Annotated in this window: 4 tRNA genes and 1 rRNA gene; all 5 read left to right on the top strand. The window is 46.5% G+C overall.

The features are described from left to right. The first annotated feature begins 23 nt into the window (after positions 1–23). Positions 24–112, top strand: a tRNA-Leu gene (locus M3204_RS23500). A gap of 29 nt (positions 113–141) precedes the next feature. Then, positions 142–218, top strand: a tRNA-Arg gene (locus M3204_RS23495). Between the two features lie 16 nt (positions 219–234). After that, positions 235–311: transfer RNA gene (locus M3204_RS23490), tRNA-Pro, on the top strand. 18 nt (positions 312–329) lie between these two features. After that, a tRNA-Ala gene (locus tag M3204_RS23485) sits at positions 330–405 on the top strand. A 185-nt stretch (positions 406–590) separates the two neighbouring features. Then, a 16S ribosomal RNA gene (locus M3204_RS23480) occupies positions 591–680 on the top strand; the annotation flags it as partial.

Genomic DNA, 680 nt, shown 5'->3' with positions numbered 1-680 from the left:
TCTTCCGCTCCAAAAGTTCTTAAGCCGGGGTGGCGGAACTGGCAGACGCACAGGACTTAAAATCCTGCGGTAGGTGACTACCGTACCGGTTCGATTCCGGTCCTCGGCACCACTTTCAGTTTCAACATGATTCTAAAATATGCGCCCGTAGCTCAATTGGATAGAGCGTCTGACTACGGATCAGAAGGTTATGGGTTCGACTCCTTTCGGGCGCGCCATTATTTTTCTCTATATCGGGGAGTAGCTCAGCTTGGTAGAGCACTTGGTTTGGGACCAAGGGGTCGCAGGTTCGAATCCTGTCTTCCCGACCATGCTTCTTATTATATTATGGGGCCTTAGCTCAGCTGGGAGAGCGCCTGCCTTGCACGCAGGAGGTCAGCGGTTCGATCCCGCTAGGCTCCACCAAAAAAACTTATTGACACAACTTGAATAATCATGGTAGTATACTTAAGCTGACTTGATTAGTTGGTTAGTAACTTGCTCTTTGAAAACTAAACAAACAAGCGTCAACAAACAATATTTTATAGTGACTTCTATTATATAGATGATCACTAGCCAACGTTTTAACTTATGAGCTAACTCATAACTCTTTATTGGAGAGTTTGATCCTGGCTCAGGACGAACGCTGGCGGCGTGCCTAATACATGCAAGTCGAGCGGATCTTCATTAGCTTGCTTTTG

The organism is Mesobacillus subterraneus (assembly GCF_023715485.1).
Lineage (GTDB): Bacteria > Bacillota > Bacilli > Bacillales > Cytobacillaceae > Mesobacillus > Mesobacillus subterraneus_B.
Note: the sequence above shows the minus strand (reverse complement) of the source record. Positions and strands in the feature narration are given on the sequence as shown.